The sequence below is a fragment of the Pedobacter terrae genome (genome assembly GCF_036946585.1).
Classification (GTDB): Bacteria; Bacteroidota; Bacteroidia; order Sphingobacteriales; family Sphingobacteriaceae; genus Pedobacter; species Pedobacter terrae_C.
In genome coordinates, this window is the sequence record NZ_JAQIIV010000003.1 from 248837 (window position 1) to 265180 (window position 16344).

The window sequence follows — 16344 nt, forward strand, 5'->3', positions numbered from 1 at the left end:
CTACAAATATTTTTCAAATTCCGATTGCGTGATCACTTTCAAACTTACTTCATCTACGAACATGGTGCCCGTAACATACCCCAGGGCAAATAACAATTTTATCTTCGTAATGCCTGGTGGAATAATGTAAGCTTTTTCATATAACTTCCAATCTTCATCTCCCCTAACTGTGGCAATGTTGATTCCCTCGCCTATTTTAGTTTCCTGTTTATTAAGTGTCTCGAAAAGAAATAACGCACCATTCCAGGCATCTTTTCCGGTACTTACACCATCTACTTTAATCTTCGCACTCATGAGAATGTACTGTGTATTTTTAGGTAACGATACAATTTGGTGCATGCCCGTCCATTTTGAAGGATCAGAAGAAAATAAAGCCGCACTCATTTTCCCGGCGCTATACATATAAGGGGTCACTTTTGCTGAATAATCAACCCAGTTCTCCAATTCATTTTCAAAACCAGCATTAAGCACCAGGTTTTTTTGTGCAAAAACAGTAGAATTAGCTACCAGCATCATGATACCAGCTAGCATATATTGTATTAATTTCATTGATTAATTAGTTAAGATTATAAATTTTGGAAGGGAGGAACATATTGCGGTATGGATTTCCTTCATAAAATCGTCATTGCGAGAAGGTTATTTAAGCCGACAAAGCCTGCCGGCAACAGGCTGGCAATCTTTATGGCAACGGTTTGCTAGCATGAAAGATTGCTTCGTCGTTCCTCCTCGCAATGACGATAACTTGATGGAGCTATTTCATCAAATTAAAATATCCCTTCATTAATACACGCCAATATCGTCAAGGTAAATGGTTTCCGGTGCGTTTCCACTCAACTCCTGAAAACCGATCCAATTTAAACTGGTAGGTTTACCCGGCTGACTAGCGCTCTGGAAACGATCTATTGGAACTACATAGTTTGTCCACTTGCCGGCATGCAGTACCACACTTACATTACGGTTATCAAAATCACCTAATGCAACTTTTACCACTTTACCTTCGGTACCAGTTGTACCATAGATCGAAAACTTAACATAGGTTTTATCAGTTAAATCAACAGGCGTGTTACTGCCAACGGCATATCCTGCATAACTTCCGGTATAGGTAAGTTTAATGGAATGAGTACCGCGTTTTACCATCTCGGTATTATTCACATCTGCATTAGCACCTCCAAAATTAAAATCATAACCAGCTGTGATCTGATCATCATAAAATAAATGAGTAAATCCAAATGGCAACAATATTGGAACCACAACGCCATCGTAAGATACGTATGGGCCGGTACCCGTACCGCCCGGAGTAGTAACACTTACTGCACCTAGCGCACCTGTTGGAACAGTTACCTTCAATTCAGTGCTTGTTGAAGAGACTACCTTGGCTTCTGTTGTACCGAACTTAACGCTTGATACCTGATCAAAACGTAAACCGGTGATCGTAATTACATCACCAGGGTTACCGGCAAACTGACTCAAATCACTAATTACCGGAGCAGGTTGTTTAATACTGAAGTTAAATGATGTACTCCCATATGCATTGGTCAGTGTTAACTTTCCGGTTTGATTAATCCATGTAGCAGTTGTCGGAATCATCACAATAATACTGTTGTCACTAAAAAGTGCCGTATTCAGGTAAGCTGATGCTCCATTAAACTCTACCCTGTTGGTTGATTTTAAATTTACCCCTTCAATCACATAGGTTACACCAACATCGCCCGATGTAACTGTTGAATCCAGCGGCGTAACGTTAGTATCTCCTGGCCTAACTAAAGTACGCACCCGGGTAATGCTTGGCGCTCCCTGTCCTTCTTTTTCCTTTTTGCAGGAGGTGGCAAAGATCAGCATGCAAAATACGCCAATCAGATAAAGGGCTATAGTATTTTTATATAACGTTTTCATATTAGCTTATTTAAAATTGTAAGGCACTGGAGGCAATAGTAATTTTGGATTTAGAATGGTTTCTGTTGTAGGATAAGGCAAACGGAAATTGGCATCGGTTGGGGTATACTTTTGTCCCCAGATGACAACAGGTGTGGTATTGCTGTAAATTCCTCGTTCCTGATTGGAAATAATGGCTATTGCTTTAGGGTGCGAGGTCACATTGAAACCATCTAACCTGCCCAAATCAAACCAGTAATCAGCCTCAAAAACGAATTCCATGCGACGTTCCTGATAAATATCCTGGATGGTGATCGAAGTTTTAGGGATGAGGCCAGCCCTTCTTCTGATTTTATTAAACGGTACCAGTGCTGCATCATCAGAAGTACGTTCAGCCCCGGCAAGTACTGCTTCTGCCTCGATTAGCAATACATCAGCATAACGCATTAAATAAGTATTATTACCTGTAGAAAATGCTGCACCTTTACCGCCATTATCTGCAGGTGTACCCACTACGTATTTTTTAATAAATGCCGGCATCCCCTGGGCAACCGCTCCGGCAGGTAAAGTGTAGCCACCTTTGGCCTGGTTTATTTCAGGGTAAACATCGCCCTGCATCATCACCGTTGGCTTTCTTCTTAAATCGCCAGGCTCGAAAGCAGTAAGCAAATCTATTGAGGGCGTAACGCTTCCATAACCGTCTCCAGTACCTGTAATTTCAGAGTTGAAGGCAAGGAAAGATTGTAAAGCGTTACCATGTCCATAAGCAGCTCCACCCAACCATTGAATAGCAGCAATACTTTCTTCGTTATTATTATTGGCCGTTTTGAACAAGTCAGCATAGGTTTTGCCCGAAACATCTATTCCATACAATTTAAATTCGCCACTGTTAATTACCTGTTCTGCTTTTAAACGGGCATTAGCATAGTCCCGCATGTATAAATAAACCTTAGCCAATAATGCAGATGCTGATCCACTGGATACCTTGCCCTGAGAAACAGAACCCGTTCTGATCATTTTATCGCAATTATCTTCTGCAAATTTGAGGTCGTTGATGATGAATTTGTAAACATCAGTTACCGGATTGGTATTAATCTGATAATTGTTTACATAATCCAGGCTATTTTCGATAATTGGCACATTTCCCCATGTTCTTACCAGATAAAAATAAGCCATCGCCCGCATGAACCTGGCTTCGCCAATGGCATTATTTACCACTGATGCCGGCACACTAGCTGGTACTTTAGCCTTCAGGTTATTGATCAGAGCATTAGATTGGGCAACCACACTATAGAGCGAATTCCAGGCTGATGCCAATTGGGTATTATCACCAGTTACAGAAAAATTCCCAAAGTTAATCACATCCGGAGAATAGGTGTGTGCATTACCGCTTAGCAATTCTGAAATACACCAGGAAGCTTTGGCATTCCAATCAAACCATGGGGAGTTGTACAGCGCAATGGTACTGGCCTGCACCTGTTCAGTGCTTTGGTAAAAATTATCAGCACTGAGTGAATCCTGTGGAGGAATATTAAAAAATTCTTTTTTACAGCCCGCGCTAACAATGGCCATAAAAATAAAGCTATATACTAAATATGATTTCATTTTGTCAATAATTGTAGGTCACTAAAATTGTGCATTTATCCCAAAAGTGATGGTCCTGGCAATTGGATATCTGCCCAGGTCGATATTATTTAAAATGGCACTCTGGTTCATCGCTCCGATTTCCGGATCATAACCCTTATATTTTGTAAAGGTGTAAAGGTTTTGTACGCTGGAGTATACTTTTAAATTTGAGAATTTAAATTTCCTGATCCATGAAGCTGGTACCCTGTAACCCAAACTCACATTCTGTATGCGCAAGAAAGATCCGCTTTCCACGTAACGGTCAGATACAAACAGATTGGGATTATCAATACCGATTTTAGGTGCAGGAATATTAGAATCAGGATTTTGTGGTGACCAGAAATTACTATATGCCGCATATTGATTCTGATATACAGCTGCCAGGTTACCCATGGTATTGTTTAACAGGTTCATAATTTTGGAGCCGTAAGATCCGTTCAGGAATACGGTAAAATCAAAAGCTTTATAACTAAAAGTATTGGTAATGCCATAGGTAAATTTAGGATTTGGGTTTCCGATCGCCGTACGGTCTTTTTCGTTTATTACGCCATCACCATTTACATCTTCATATTGCACATCGCCTAACCAGGTACTGCTGCTGTTGTTGGCAATGCCACGGCCAAATTGAACCGGAGCAGATTGAAGTTGCTCTTGTGTTTTGAATATTCCCTTTACTTTATAACCATAAAATTCACCTACCGATCGGCCAACCACCGTTCGGGTAACCGGCGTTTGCAGGTAAGCATTGGTTACTGTACCGAAAAGTTCGGTAAGGCCGTTACCAAGCGCTTTAACTTCATTATTATAATGTGATAGCACTACACTTGTATTCCATTTAAAATCGCCTTTTTCAAAATTGCGCGAGTTGATGTTCAAATCAAAACCTACGTTATCAATCTTTCCAAGATTTACGTATGGAGGATTAATACCGCCCAAATAATCAGGCCCACCCACTAAATAGGCTGGAAGCGTAAGCTGGAACAAAAAATCTTTGGAAGTTTTTTTGTAAACATCTATACTGGTACTAATCCTACCATTCAGAAAGCTCATATCAACACCACCATTGTATTGGATAGAGGTTTGCCACTTTAATGATTTATTATCAATCCGTCCGGCTAAAAAACCAGTTCCCAAACCCGTTTGTGAAGATCTTAATAAAGAGCTGTATAAATAATTGGGAACATCCTGATTGCCCACCTCTCCGTAGCCCAAACGGATCTTAAGTCCGTTTACGACCTTATTGATCCCTTTCATAAACGGTTCTTCAGACAATTTCCAGGAAGCGGCAAATGACGGAAAATAACCCGATTGAGAACCTTCGGCAAACTTAGAAGTCTTGTCTCTCCTGATTGTAGACGTAAGGCTATATTTAGAATTATAAGTATAAATAGCACGCGCATAAATTGATTCCTGGCGTTGTGTACCAATATATTCATCATTGGTAGCCGTTATGGCCTGTCCTAAATTCAACGACTGTACATCGTTACTATAAAATCCCTGACGCGAGCCCTCAATTCCCCTCCAGTTTGACTGTTGGACCTCGTAACCCAAAATGGCACTTAGGTTATGTTTTTCACCAAAGGTTTGGTTATAATTAAGATATTCTTTCCAGATCAAAAATGTACTTTGCTGGAACCTCTCCTTTAATGATGCTGTAGGATTGGTAAAACGGCCCCATGAATAACTCGGCGTAAATACATTATTATCCGAAAAATTGAAATCACCTCCCAATTCTGATCTTAGCGATAATGGTTTAAGAAACTTAATCTCGTTATAAATATTGGTGTTAATGTTAGTCCTGTTCAGTTTATTTTTGATTTGCTGCGCCTGGGCTACCGGATTCAATGCCGCTGCGGCAGCCAGTGGGTCGGAAACAGGAGGACCGGTATACGAACCATCAAGGTTGGTTACAGCTAAATCAGGCGCCTGCAATAAAGCATTGTAAATTATCCCGTTATTATCACTGGTTACTACGTTTTCTGCAGATCGGCTTCCGGTTAAGGTAATACCGAGTTTAAACCATTCTTTCACCTGGGCATCAGCATTTACGCGAAGGCTATAGCGGCGAAAATCAGAACCGATAACGGTACCATCCTGACCAAGATATCCACCGGAAATGTAATAGGTCAATCCCTCTTTACCTCCTGAAACAGCTACCTGATGACTTTCTTGTGGTGCAGTTCTAAATATTTCTTTTTGCCAGTTGGTGCCTTCTCCCAATATGGAAGGATCTGCAAATTCAACCCTTCTACCAGTACCATAAATATCGCCCAGCGCGTTTTGAAGTGTCGCATACTGGCGAAGATTCATTACATCCATGTATTTCGCCACACGCTGGAAACCGTAATAACCATCATAATTGATAGATGAATTTCCGCTTCTACCCCTTTTGGTGGTGATGATAATCACACCGTTTGAAGCCCGGTTTCCGTATATTGCTGTTGCAGATGCATCTTTTAGCACATCGATTGACTCGATATCGTTTGGATTGATCAAAGACAACGGACTCACAGTAGTTTGCGAATTGGCATTGGAAGAGGAAGCCTGCAACGGAGATCTTCCGCTGGTGCTCTGATTACCTGCATCGCCAGAAATTGGCACACCATCGATTACATATAATGGCTCATTACTACCGCTTAAAGAAGTTACGCCACGTACCCGCACAGAGGTATTGCTACCTGGTGCACCAGAGTTTTGCGTAATTGTTAATCCCGAAGCCCTACCCTGCAGCATCTGGTCGATACTGGTTTGAGGTACGTTGGCAATATCGGCCGCTTTTACAGATGAAATAGATCCATTAAGATCGGTACGTTTTTGTGTACCGTAACCAATCACCACCACATCAGAAAGTGAGGTAGTTTGTGCCTTAAGTACCACATTGAGGATGCTTTTGTTGCCAGGATTAACTTCCTGGGGTTCCATCCCAACAAAAGAAAACACAAGGGTGGTTGATCCCGAAGGCAGCGAAATCTTAAACTTACCATTAATATCGGTTACCGTTGATTGTTTCGTGCCCTTTACATTCACCACTACCCCGGGCAGCGTTACGCCTTTTTCATCGCTTACCGTACCAGAAATTTCTATATCACGAACAGAAATGGTTGTAAATGGCGAATAGGCATTCTTTTTAAGAACAATGGTTTTCTTAATGATTTTGAAATCAAGGTTGGTATTTTTTAACACTACGCCCATTACCTGCTCAAGGGGCATATTGGTTACATTAAGGTTTATTTTATATTTATCGTCTATATCAGCACGTCTGAAAAGCAAGTGATAACCGCTCTGTTTTTCGATTTGCTTTAAGATGGAAATGATGTCAGAATTATGCTCTTTAAGGGTTATATTCTGACTGAAGCTGCTAGCGCTAACCTGCATCAGGGCGAGCGTAAAAAAAAGCACTACGAGTCTCATTGTTAATAAGATTTGGTAAGAATCACGGCGCAATACCTGCCTGATCCTAAAAAATAAATTCATATCTTTATGGAGTTTTGGTTAAATTATAATGTTGTCTAAATCGGGATTGTAAGTAACCTTTACAGTAACCGGATGTGCTGCGAACACGATCCGGTTTTTTCTTAAAAAGCATGGTTACGCCTTTACCTTATGCAGTGTTGTAGTAGTTTCTCATGTAAATAATTTATTTGGTTAAAATTTATTGTTTATCGATTAATCTCTTTAATCGATGATCGTTAGCTGGTGTCCGTTCAATTCATATTTCAATCCGGTAAATTGAAGCATGCTCAACAACTCTGAAAGTTCCACGTCTTTAGATATGGTTCCTGTGTATGATATTTTTGAAGGTGTTCCTTTAAATACAACCTGGATATCATACCACCTAACCAATTGCCTGGCAATTTCTTTGATCTCCATATCCTTGAAGATAAAAAGGTCGTTTTTCCAGGCCATCACCGTTTCCAGATCGCAATTGTTATTCACCTTTATACCAGCTGGTTCTACCAATGCTTGTTGTCCAGGTTTTAATAGCTGAGAAAATTTACCAGATGATAAATGGATACTGCCTTCAAGTAACGTTGTTTTCTGTCCGGCCTCATCGCCATAAGCCATTACGTTAAAATGCGTACCCAACACCTTAATTTCCGTTCCGCCTGATTGCACTTTAAAGGGTTGATTAGGATTTTTGGCTACTTCGAAATATACTTCGCCCGTCATCTGCACTACTCGCTCAGCACCCGTAAAAGCCGTTGGAAACCTTAAGCTCGATTTTGCGTTTAACCAGGCTTTGGTACCATCAGGTAAAACCACGCTGTATTTGCCGCCAAGCGGTGTGGCAATCTTATTATAAGTTATTTTAGCTGATGCAGATCCCTTATGCATTTTATAGCTAAGTTCACCTTCGGCTGTTTTTACCACACTCACATTTTGCTGGTCGGCCAGAGCACCAATTTTGGCTTCGGTTAATACCACTGCCGATCCATCACCCAATGTTAAAACTGCCCTATTGCCACCCGGCTTTATATGCACTGATTGTAATTTTGCGTTTTTGTTTTGCAGATTTAGCTGTGCATTGTATCTCCAGATCATCACTGCGCCCAATACCAGAATCAGCGATGCCGCCGCCCATAATAGGGTACTTATACGTATTGACTTTTTTGGAATAGCTATGATGTTTTGCTGTTCTTTGGCTTGGATGTTGAGCAGAATACGCTCAAAAATTTTATCTTCAACAAGCTTTCGCTGTTCGTCAGATAGGCCGACAAGATCTTCGGGTATAGCATCCATACTGTCAAACCATTGGTCTACTTCTTTTACTTCAGCAACAGTACAATCAGCAGAAAGATATTTTTTAAGTAAGGAAACAGCTATTGATCTGCCCATATTGGTATATCGTTATATTTGGTTCGTTAATAGTATAGTCGGGGAACCCAGGCTTTGCCCCCAAAAAAAAATAAAAAAAATTAAAATATGGCTAAATGATGATCAGTTTAAATAGAGAACGAAAAAGTTAAGCGATGTTAAATCTGTTCATTAATTCCCCCGGGATATCGTCACCCTGAATTTGTTTCGGGGTCTTTCATACGGAAAAGATCTCTCCCCGCCTGTACGGGCAGGCCTGTCCGCACAGGCGGGCGTTCCACTGCGTTTCAGTCGAGATAACGACGATTTTTATTGAACATTGTTAATTATCTGAGTAACCAAGCAAAACCAGAAGCAATCAAAACCACCTTATAATGTACTCTAAAATACTTCAGTGCATTGGTAATGTGGTTTTCTACCGTCTTTTCAGAAAGCCCGAGTAATTGGGCAATTTCCTTATTGGATTTATGTTCTTTCCTGCTGAGTTCAAATACCTTTCTGCATTTGGCTGGCAACTTTGAAATCACCCCATCAATTCCATTTTCCAGCTCTTTCATGAATATGGCTTCTTCAGTGCTGTTCGTAGCTTCTTCGTAACTAAAAGAAAGTAATTCAAGGTAATTGTTCCTCGTGGCTTCCTTAGCCAGATAATCAATAATAGAGTAGCGAATAGCAGAATGAAGATAAGCCTTTAGAGAGCCTTTGATGTTTATTTTCCCCCGATTGATCCAGAATGTGGTGAAGAAATTCTGGATAATCTCTTCTGCAGCTTCTTTAGACCTTAGTCTTTTATTGGTAATTAGATATAAGTCGTACCAATATTTTGTGTAGATTTTCTTGAAAGCAACCACCTCATTCTCCCTCAACATTTCGATCAGCTCTTCATCGGTATGATTATGTTGGTTGCGCATAGTCAGTAAAATTATAAAAAAAATTGAATCCGAAAAGATGAACATTGCAACACCTCGGGTGCTACATAGCATGCTGATCTGTTTGTGGCGTCTGTACCAAATTATAAAATATCCGTGGCATTATATTTCCATCTGAAGCTCGTAGTAGAAATGATTATTCTTTAAACGATGAAGAATAATCATTCAGATGAACTAAATTTAATTTGCTTTTCATACCCACTTCAGATCGCTAATGTACTTTTGAATTATAAATTCATTGAATATTAAAAAGAAAGCATATGAAAAGCCAAATTAAAAAAACAGCTATAACTGCCTGTTTCGCGCTAATGAGTATCGTAACCTTTGCGCAAGTACGCCCAACCGATAACGTTCCAGCACCACCGGCCGGAGGGCCTGGAGAAATGCCTGCTCGTCCCGGACGACACAGAGGCGGTTTGGAACCAGGACGTGCTTTAAAGGTTTTAACCTCGCTGAACGGAAAGGTGATCGCCTACCAAACAAACGACAGGTATATTTATAATCGTTTCACCTTGCAAAATGGCAACCAGGTTATCACAGTCAGATTTCCGGAACAATTAGGCAAACAATTAATGAGTACCGCAGCTAAAGGCAAATCAGTAACTGTGAAAGGCTTCACAGATAACGGTCCAGATGGTGTGAACGTGTTCCAGATGGTAAGTTTATTGGTTGACGGAACACAAATAGCAGATACACCACCCAATATTCCTATTGTACCCGTTAATGCACCATCCGGAACATTTACCGGAAAAATTAATGATTTTAAACGTGATCAGGGCGGCGCAATCCGCGGGCTCAGCCTTGATAACAAAATAGAAATAGATTTACCGCCACACGCAGTTGAACAATTACAACCGCTATTGAAAGCAGGAGATAAGGTGAAGGTAACCGGCATTAAAGATACGCCACCATCAGGTGTAGCATTTGAAACCGGTGCGCCAACCACTATCCATCCGGAAACCATCGAGATCAATGGACAAACTTATCTGCTAAGATAGTAATTAGATGGGGCTGTACCATAAGTTATAATTCCATTAGAAATTGTCACGTTAAGCTCGGCCTGTACTGAGCTTAACGAAGTATCGAAACGCTTTACAGGTATTTAAACAGGTCCTTCGACAGGCTACCATTGGCATAATTCATTAGTCCGTTCCGTCATTCTCGCGCATGTGGGAATCTTAATACAAGCGCTTTAAGATTATTCATGAGGGTTTGCTTTTATTTAGCGGCATTCATGAGCACTGCGTGGTTCCCAATCAAGTTGGGAATGACGATTCCCCGATGGGATATTACCTAGCAAAATTATCTGTGACTCATATTGATTTTTATAAAATAAACTATCCCTCAGAATGACAATTTTATATTTATGATACAGCCCCTTATCTTAAAATAATTGTCAATGCGCATGAACTAATTGGCTGCTTTACTGTTAACTGATAAAATACACAAACATTTTGCAGGGTGTATGAAAATGAAGCAAGATAATGACTGAACAAATAAGCCAATAAAAATGAACAGTTACCGTCCATTGCTGATCGTAATCATTATTTTGCTCCTGGTCATTATCTGGTTGTTAATCAAACCTCCGGTACCTGTATTACCTAAACCACCATTACCTCATCATGGTCCAAAAATGGAACGGCCGTATAAACAAAAGGTCATTACTGGAACTGTTATAGGGTATAGAAACAATCCACATATGGATATCAATGCCCTGGAATTGAAAACGATAAAGGCTGGTTTAATCACTATCGATTTTCGTCCACATACAGCAGCCAGGATAACTAAAATTGGTACCATTGGTGATTCGGTTACCGTAACTTATGGCTTAAATCCCAGCGATGAGGTAGTCGGCTATCAATTAATAGCCGTCAAGAACAATAGAACGGGCATCAGCCAGGTCCTTAATGAATTACCCCCGCCGCCTGATGTTCCCAATCAGCAAATAGAAAAATTTGATCTGGAGAAGCCTGTTTTAATCACAGACCAATACGGCGGAATTGTAGCGCTAAGAAAAAACAACCTGTTATTTCACTTTAAACCTGGGCTGGTTGATGATATTGCACACCTCATTAAAGAAAGTAATAACTTTCATCTTGAAGCGGTAAGACGTCAGAATGATCAAGGTTTTATTAACATCAATCATGACAAAGTATACATTGTGCTCCGCATTACGATCGATAACAAAACATTCCTGGTAAGATGAAAATATTATTAATAGAAGATGAGTTAAAGTTAGCAGGATTTATTGCCGACGGCCTCACACAAGCCGGCCATATCTGTGATGTGGTTGCAGATGGCAATAAAGGTTTGGAAACGGCGATGGTTGGCCATTACGATCTGATCTTATTGGATATGATGTTACCCTCGCTCAATGGCCTTGAAGTTTTAAAAAACCTGCGCAGCTTTAATAACCAAACCCAGGTGATCATTATCAGTGCACTGAACGATACAGAACATGTGATAAACGGACTAGACCATGGCGCTATCGATTATCTTAAAAAGCCGTTTGAACTTGAGGAACTTCTAGCCAGGATACGTTCAGTACAACGCCGCTCTTTAGCACAGGGTTCGCTGAAATTACAGGTATCAGACCTTAAAGTAGACTTGCTGACCAGAGAAGTTAGCCGTGCCGGCAAAGCAATTATGCTGAGCAACCGCGAATTTGCCCTATTAGAATTTCTGCTTGCCAACCAGAACAAGGTGGTTACTAAATCTCAAATCCTGGAAAAAGTATGGGACATCAACTTCGATCCCGGTAGCAATGTAATAGAAGTACACCTTTATCAGCTTCGAAAAAAAATGGATAGAGGTTATGAGGAAGAATTGATCCATACGGTTGTGGGGCGGGGTTATATCTTGAAAGGTGATGTAAAACAAGGTTAAATGAAAATAGGAAAGCGTCAGTTCGGTATCAAACTTAAAATTACGGCAGCGTTCAGCCTGATTTTCATTTTATTGAGTTTATCTTTCAACCTCTATTGTTACCGGAAAATCAGGATGCTGATGATATCTGATAATGATGCCTATCTAATAGCCAGGGCCCAAACCCTTTTGGATAAAACCGAAGTATTACCTGCAATCATTCCTTTGCCTGATCACAATACCTCCATCAGGGTATTATACCACTCTGCAGGAAAACCCATCGTCGTTTTTCAGTCACCAGGCATCATTAAAAACATCCGTACCCCCACAAAAACTGGCGTAACCGATACTCTGAGCATGAGGGTTGCCTACGTGGTCAGCAATAACGAGGACAATCCCGCCGAATTGATGCTCGTACGCAGTGCTGATCAATTAAATAGTAACTTACAATACTTGCTTCTTTTACTTTTCGCCTGCAGCATACTTAGTGTTTTACTTGCAGGACTCACTGCCTATATTTTATCTTTTTATCTGCTGCAACCTGTACAACGCATTATTAACGCGGCCAAACTCATCAATGCGCAGAAACTCCGGGATGTTATTCCGGTGAAAAAAACGAATGATGAACTTCAGGAATTAACGGAAACCATAAATACCATGTTGGTTAGGATTGATGAATCATTACAACAGCAGCAGAACTTTTTTGCCTCTGCCTCGCACGAGTTAAAAACACCTCTGGCCATCATGCGCGCTGAAATAGAAGTTCACCTATCAAAACCAGGTTTAGCTGTAGCGCTATCGAGCCTCATGGAAAGTCAGCTTGCTGAAATCAACAGGCTGCAACAGGTGGTACAGGAATTCTTACTGGTAAGCCAGTTAAAAAGCAGTGGCATTACTTTACACAAGCAACAAATAGATCTTTCGCTGGTCATACTTCGGTTATTTAACAGGTTCCAGCCGTTTTTGCAGCAAAAAAGTTTAAAATCAATGATTGATTTTGATCAGGATGCCGAAACCTTTTTAATCTTTGCCGATGATGATAAACTGAATATCTTACTGATGAACCTGGTCGAAAATGCAATCAAATATGCTGTTCCAGATACCACAATCAATTGTTCTGTTAAGCAATCTACTATAAAGGATCATATCGCCATAAGCTTAAAAAACACCATCAGCGAAGAAAGTTTCCGAACTGAAAACCTCCAAAATGCCTTTCACAGGGAAGCGATAGATTCAAATGGTGCCGGCATTGGCCTCTGGCTGGTTAAAGAGATTACGCACCTGCATCATGGAAATTTCCACATGGAAAGCAGCAACTTTACTTTTGAAGCAATAGTTGACTTGCCGATTAGTACATAGCTTTTGGCACTAATCTAAAATTTCATTTCGCATCTACTTTAATATGAAGAAAAATTAATTTCGCAAATTACCAACACAAATATCTGTATTACAGGCAATTAAATAAAATATTCCTGTTTAGCGTCTAAACATAATATTTCATCTGGTGTTAGGAGAATCGTATGAGCAAACAAGCAGCTTTAGGCGTAACAGACAAGCGGATCATCTGGCCCCTACAATCCCTTAATTTTTTCATGGCTGATCTCCAGGCTGGTGTCGGACCGTTTTTAGGCATCTTCCTTTTGGCACATGGTTGGAAAAGCGGCTTGATCGGTTCAGTGATGACCATTGGCGGTGTAGCCGGAATGATTATGACTATTCCGGCTGGTGCATTAATCGATGCTACTAAAAGGAAGCGGTTTTATGTGGTTATATCTGCAATCTTTACCATACTGGCATCAGCGATCATTTTATTTACCCAGGAGTTTTGGCTGGTGAGCATTTCGCAGGTGGCAACAGCCATTGCCGGGTCTGCTATTGGCCCAGCCATCATCGGCATTACGCTGGGTATAGTCAAACAAAAAGGGTTTAACAAACAAAATGGTTATAACCAGGCATTCAACCATGCAGGCAATGTAGTCGGTTCTGCACTTTCTGGTTACCTGGGTTATAAATTTGGCATCACTGCGATATTTATTCTGGCTGGTTTTTTTGGCATACTATCCATTATTTCAGTGTTGTTGATTCCGGCCAAATCTATTGATGACAACGTTGCGAGAGGGATGAAAGAAGGAGAAAAAAATGAAAAAGCCAGTGGATTTAAAGTATTATTTCAGTGTAAATCATTATTGGTATTGGCCGGCGCATTAGCCTTTTTTCATTTGGGTAATGGCGCCATGCTACCCCTCTATGGCCTCGCCGCTGCTGCTAATGGCCAGGGTAACGCTTCCATGTTCGTAGCCATGACGATTATCATTGCACAGCTGATTATGATCGCTACCTCATTGGTAGCCATGAAGATGGCAGATAAAAAAGGCTATTGGTTGGTTTTATTCATATCTTTCCTGTCGTTGCCAATACGCGGTTTATTCGCGGCCTACATGCACAGTCACATCGGTATTTACCCCGTACAAATTTTAGACGGAATTGGAGCGGGCCTGCAAAGTGTTGCCGTTCCCGGCTTGGTTGCGCATATACTGAATGGCACGGGTCGGGTAAATATCGGGCAGGGCGCGGTGATGACGGTACAGGGGCTGGGTGCTTCATTTAGCCCCGCCATTGGCGGCTGGATAGCTGAGGGAATAGGTTACAATCATACTTTTATGATTCTGGGTGCGTTTGCCATCGGTTCCATCCTATTGTGGATCATCTTTGCCAAAACCATTAAGGAAGTCTGCTAAGTAATCAATGAATATATACAGAAACAGCTAAGCAAACCCTAAGCTAAAAGCAATATCTTAGCGCTATAAAATATGACTAACATACTCATCTGGATTATTTCTTTCCTTGCAATAGCGGGTGTAATCATCAGGCCTTTTAAAGTTACCGAAGCGGTGTACGCCACCATTGGGGCTGCCCTATTATTATTATTCCAATTGATCAGCCCATCTGATGCGTTTTCTGGTATAGCGAAAGGTTTGGATGTATATTTATTTCTAACGGGCATGATGTTGTTAGCTGAAACCGCGCGAGAGGAAAAACTGTTCGATTGGCTGGCGGCCCATGCAACCTTAAGGGCCAGGGGATCTTCAGGGAGATTGTTTTTACTGATCTATTTGGTCGGCGTAGTGGTAACCACATTTCTTTCTAATGACGCTACTGCTGTGGTATTAACACCAGCTGTGGCCGCCGCAGTTAAAGCAGCCAAAGTAGAAAAACCACTGCCATACTTATTAATCTGTGCTTTCATTGCCAACGCAGCTTCTTTTATTCTTCCCATTTCAAACCCTGCAAATCTGGTTATTTATGGTACACACATGCCATCTTTGATGCACTGGCTCAGTTTATATCTCATCCCATCTATATGCGCCATTACCGTTACTTATTTTATGCTCCGGTTCTCTCAACGGGCATGTTTTAAACAAAAGATCAGAACGGAGATTGATTTACCTGAATTAAGCCCTGGTGGTAAGACTGCTTTAATCGGAATCTGTGGAACTGCAGTGGTTTTATTAGCCGCTTCGGCTTTGAATATTGAACTTGGGTTGCCTACTTTGATTACTGGTGTTGCCACTAGTGCTATCGTATTGGCCAGCGCAAAAAAAAATCCTGTTAACGTGATTAAAGGAATTTCCTGGGCGGTGCTTCCTTTAGTAGCAGGTTTATTTGTAGTGGTTGAAGCGCTAAATAAAACCGGAATGACACAGCATTTAAGTGCATGGTTAAATGATGCGGTAGCACAATCTGAAACGGCAGCCGTTTGGTTAAGTGGCACGGTGACTGCAGTAGCCTGCAATTTAATGAATAATTTGCCTGCCGGATTAATAGCAGGTAGTGTATTGCAAAATGCGCATACACCGGATATGGTCAAAAGTGCGGTATTGATTGGGGTAGACCTTGGACCCAACCTCTCCATAACTGGTTCGCTAGCCACTATACTCTGGTTGGTGGCGTTAAGACGAGAGGGACAGGACGTAAGTGCCTGGACATTTTTAAAATTGGGAAGCATAATTATGACAGCGGCGTTGGTAGTTGCCATACTATCCTTGTGGATTTGATTTGTTAATCTGAATTTAATTAATGTTTAAAAATTAATGTACTTATTAGAACGAATTGGCTGGCCGTTTAGCCATGCTGAATTTATTTTACAAGTAGAAATAGTGTTTTCATTTGCCTTGTTGCTACTTCGTGGTCAGCATCCTTTCTACAAAATAGACCCTTAAATAAATTACCTTCGGTG

The 16344-nt window shown here is 40.9% G+C and carries 12 protein-coding genes; 6 read left to right on the forward strand and 6 right to left on the reverse strand.

Features of this window, described 5'->3' with window-relative positions; translation table 11 throughout:
- The 6 genes from PGN18_RS06055 to PGN18_RS06080 form a co-directional block, all read right to left on the reverse strand.
- Complete coding sequence (locus PGN18_RS06055) at window positions 1–549, reverse strand: hypothetical protein (protein ID WP_335318509.1); 549 nt, start codon at window positions 547–549, stop codon at window positions 1–3.
- Window positions 550–780: 231 nt separating this feature from the next.
- Window positions 781–1893 (reverse strand): IPT/TIG domain-containing protein, encoded by a 1113-nt coding sequence (locus tag PGN18_RS06060; protein ID WP_335318510.1) that lies wholly within the window; start codon window positions 1891–1893, stop codon window positions 781–783.
- Window positions 1894–1899: 6 nt separating this feature from the next.
- Window positions 1900–3477 carry a RagB/SusD family nutrient uptake outer membrane protein gene (locus tag PGN18_RS06065; RefSeq protein ID WP_335318512.1) on the reverse strand — a complete coding sequence of 526 codons (1578 nt, stop codon included), beginning with the start codon at window positions 3475–3477 and terminating at the stop codon, window positions 1900–1902.
- Between the two features lie 21 nt (window positions 3478–3498).
- Complete coding sequence (locus tag PGN18_RS06070) at window positions 3499–6972, reverse strand: TonB-dependent receptor (RefSeq protein ID WP_335318513.1); 3474 nt, start codon at window positions 6970–6972, stop codon at window positions 3499–3501.
- 201 nt (window positions 6973–7173) lie between these two features.
- Window positions 7174–8334, reverse strand: coding sequence for a FecR family protein (locus tag PGN18_RS06075; RefSeq protein WP_335318514.1), 1161 nt, complete (start codon window positions 8332–8334; stop codon window positions 7174–7176).
- Between the two features lie 305 nt (window positions 8335–8639).
- Entirely contained in the window at window positions 8640–9224 is a 585-nt protein-coding gene (locus tag PGN18_RS06080) for an RNA polymerase sigma-70 factor (RefSeq protein ID WP_335318515.1), read from the reverse strand.
- A gap of 278 nt (window positions 9225–9502) precedes the next feature.
- Here PGN18_RS06080 and PGN18_RS06085 point away from each other — a divergent pair, with 278 nt between their 5' ends.
- The 6 genes from PGN18_RS06085 to PGN18_RS06110 all read left to right on the forward strand — a co-directional run bounded on the left by PGN18_RS06085 (window position 9503) and on the right by PGN18_RS06110 (window position 16162).
- The gene (locus PGN18_RS06085) at window positions 9503–10240 is read left to right on the forward strand and encodes an OB-fold nucleic acid binding domain-containing protein (RefSeq protein WP_335318516.1); all 738 of its coding nucleotides are present in this window, start codon (window positions 9503–9505) and stop codon (window positions 10238–10240) included.
- Window positions 10241–10752: 512 nt separating this feature from the next.
- Entirely contained in the window at window positions 10753–11448 is a 696-nt protein-coding gene (locus tag PGN18_RS06090; RefSeq protein WP_335318517.1) for a hypothetical protein, read from the forward strand.
- Complete coding sequence (locus PGN18_RS06095; RefSeq protein ID WP_335318518.1) at window positions 11445–12128, forward strand: response regulator transcription factor; 684 nt, start codon at window positions 11445–11447, stop codon at window positions 12126–12128. Before PGN18_RS06090 ends, PGN18_RS06095 begins: the two co-directional genes overlap by 4 nt.
- A complete protein-coding gene (locus PGN18_RS06100; RefSeq protein ID WP_335318519.1) occupies window positions 12129–13466 on the forward strand; it encodes a sensor histidine kinase in 1338 nt (445 codons plus the stop codon).
- Between the two features lie 161 nt (window positions 13467–13627).
- On the forward strand, window positions 13628–14845 hold the full coding sequence (locus PGN18_RS06105) for an MFS transporter (protein ID WP_335318520.1): 1218 nt from the start codon (window positions 13628–13630) through the stop codon (window positions 14843–14845).
- A gap of 72 nt (window positions 14846–14917) precedes the next feature.
- Window positions 14918–16162, forward strand: coding sequence for an arsenic transporter (locus tag PGN18_RS06110; protein ID WP_335318521.1), 1245 nt, complete (start codon window positions 14918–14920; stop codon window positions 16160–16162).
- Window positions 16163–16344: the final 182 nt, after the last annotated feature.